This is a genomic window from Ferroplasma sp. Type II (assembly GCF_000496155.1).
The window spans coordinates 1,951-4,573 of the sequence record NZ_KI542739.1 but is presented as its reverse complement, the minus strand read 5'-3'; the positions used below and the strand labels follow the sequence as shown (position 1 = coordinate 4,573).

Annotated in this window: 4 protein-coding genes; 3 read left to right on the top strand and 1 reads right to left on the bottom strand. The window is 44.4% G+C overall.

Annotated elements, in window-relative coordinates; translation table 11 throughout:
* Positions 1-556: transposase (locus tag AMDU4_RS08805; protein WP_021787633.1), on the bottom strand; the 556-nt coding region annotated here is incomplete at its 3' end.
* A gap of 43 nt (positions 557-599) precedes the next feature.
* Here AMDU4_RS08805 and AMDU4_RS08800 point away from each other — a divergent pair.
* The 3 genes from AMDU4_RS08800 to ltrA are packed head-to-tail and all read left to right on the top strand — an operon-like array spanning position 600 to position 2,501.
* Positions 600-752: a hypothetical protein gene (locus tag AMDU4_RS08800; protein WP_290704784.1), complete on the top strand. Its 153-nt coding sequence runs from the start codon at positions 600-602 to the stop codon at positions 750-752.
* 2 nt (positions 753-754) lie between these two features.
* A complete protein-coding gene (locus AMDU4_RS08795) occupies positions 755-1,216 on the top strand; it encodes a hypothetical protein (protein ID WP_290704781.1) in 462 nt (153 codons plus the stop codon).
* A complete protein-coding gene (gene ltrA / locus AMDU4_RS08790; RefSeq protein ID WP_021787631.1) occupies positions 1,209-2,501 on the top strand; it encodes a group II intron reverse transcriptase/maturase in 1,293 nt (430 codons plus the stop codon). Before AMDU4_RS08795 ends, ltrA begins: the two co-directional genes overlap by 8 nt.
* The last annotated feature ends 122 nt before the right edge of the window (positions 2,502-2,623 follow it).

The following is a 2,623-nucleotide window of genomic DNA, read 5'->3' as shown; positions in this document are numbered from 1 at the left end:
TTTCATATTTTGAATAGAATATGGGATGATCCTGGAACATGAAGTGTTTCTCCCCTTTCATGGAATAATCTATAAGCCTTGAGTTCCTCCTTAATGGTATTATGAAGAATATTTTCATGGCATCAAGAGCCTGGACATTCTTCAGGGAATAGAAGCCGGTATCAGCCACTAAGACTATATTCTTCGATCCGGTTTCTTCCATTGTTATCTTCAGTGACATCACACTGTTTATTGATCCTGGAAGTATCCTGAAATATACCGGTGCATCATGCTCCAGTGAGAACAGGAAGAGCAACTGTACCTGGGGGAGGTACTCCTCCATGCTGTTATGCCCAAGTGTGGCGGATATTACGCTCTCACTCATTGAGAGCACATGTGTCAGGTCCACTGCAAGGTATCTCTCATCCCTCATGAATGATTTCATAAAGTCTGTCACTGACTTCCTGTCAGTGCCTATATTCCTCAGCATGTCACCTAAGACATCTGGTGAGACATGCGCATCCTTTACTGTTTCAGACAAGAATGATGTCCTGTAATAGAAATCAACGTTTTTCATTGGAGATACATGGATAAGGGTGCGCCGTCGAAGGTGAATAATCATGAGTGAAAGTCTCAACATAGGAAAAACCGAAAACTATGAAGCGAGGGTCAAGGGTGGACTGGCAACAGTTTCATCTGAAGCAGACCGACAACGGGAAATATGGAACCTCAGTATGAGGCTCAGAGATCTCTACGCGAAGCCGCAGGCTTGAATGTGAGTGAACCTACAAGTAGCGTCGTAATATGTACCTCCAGTAATGGAGTGAAGGAATGTGCCGATCCTGTCCATGTATGGAGAAGGCAGTACCAGATACCAACAAATTCGGTAGGGGTATCTGGACATCCCGGCGTAGCAGGGCTTGCATGCGGTGAAGGTTATTCAAGACAAGACGGGAGATCCCATATCTTTCCTGTGAGAGGGATGGAATATATGGTTGTAAAGAACCCAACAGCGGGTTTCTACCATGTATTTCACAACCCGGAGGTAAATCCGGCTATAAGCAGAAGCGAAATGCCGGATGATGAAGTATGGGAAGTCAGACCGGATAATAGTAGCGATGAATTCTCTGTAATGGAGATGGATGCAAAGTGTCCGGACTTCTGCGAACGTTTTCCAAACAGTTCATGGCTATCAGAGTTGCCTGAACGTAAAAGGGAAGGTATAGAACATGAATAACAAAGATAAGGTCAGTGAACTATGCGGAAAACTATACGACATAGCCAAAGCAGAACCAGAAAGAAGATTCCATTCTTTATACGATAAGATACAGAGAATGGATGTGCTGGAAAGAGCCTGGGAATCAGTCAGGAAGAATGGCGGATCACCGGGCATAGATGGAGTAACCATAAGAGAACTGAAGAAAGACGGAATAGAGCCACTGTTAACAGAAATACAGTCAGAACTGAAAGCAAGGACATACAGACCATCGCCACTGAAGAGGGTGTATATACCAAAGGCAAATGGCAAACAGAGACCCCTGAGCATACCCACAGTAAAGGATCGCATAACACAGACAGCCATCAAGATCATCATAGAACCCATATTCGAAACACAGTTCGAGCTGAACTCATTCGGTTTCAGACCGGATAAGTCTGCCCACAATGCTGTGGACGAGATCGTGAAATACCTTAACTTCGGCTGTGAGAACATCATAGATGCAGATATAACTGCATGCTTTGACAACATCGATAAGCACAAACTCATGGAACAGGTTGCAAAGAAGATATCAGACGGGGCAATGCTCCACATTATACGGCAATTCCTTGACGCAGGCATAATGGAAGACAATGAGGTACACACACAGGACAGGGGAACGCCTCAGGGTTCTCCCCTGTCACCATTACTTGCCAATATATACCTTGACCAATTGGATAAACAATGGAAATCTTCTGGATTGCAGAAGAGATATGGAGAAGATGCCCATCTTATAAGATACGCGGATGACTTTCTCATCTTACTGACAGGCAATCCAACAGTGGCAAAGAAGAAACTTGACGAGATCATGCAAGACCTTGATCTCACAATGAACACGGAAAAGACACGAATAGTAAAGGCAGAAGAGGGTTTCGACTTTCTTGGCTTCAGGTTTGTGAGGCAGTATTCCCAATGGAGGAAGAAGAGGGTAACAAGATGGTTTCCCTCTCCTAAATCCGAGATGAGAATAAGGGAAAAGATCCTGATCCTCACAAATAACAGTGTACGCTCTTTAATGACGCCTGAGGAGGCGAAGGAGATGCTCATCCCAGTATTAAGAGGATGGGGAAATTACTTTGAACACAGCCTAGCATCCAACATTTTCACAGGAATATGGGACTATGCACAGTGCAGACTTATGTATATGTACTGTCATCAGCATAACATACCACGTACATGGAAAAACAGGGACATTCCGGACAGACTCTCAATTATGGATACAAAACCGCATACCTTTCTGGGAAAACGCCATAATACTATGTCATGAAAGCAGTCGGTGAGCGCAATGCGGGAAAACCGCTCGTTGCGTTCGACGAGGGGGCTCTGTGTAACGACAGAGTTCTACTCTATCGCATGCATGCGAATATGAATATCTCCTCCATCAGAAAA

What these genes read in the sequence shown, in the direction of transcription:
- AMDU4_RS08800 (WP_290704784.1), top strand. Translation starts at nt 600, where the DNA reads ATGAGTGAAAGTCTCAACATAGGAAAAACCGAAAACTATGAAGCGAGG.
- ltrA (WP_021787631.1), top strand. Translation starts at nt 1,209, where the DNA reads ATGAATAACAAAGATAAGGTCAGTGAACTATGCGGAAAACTATACGAC.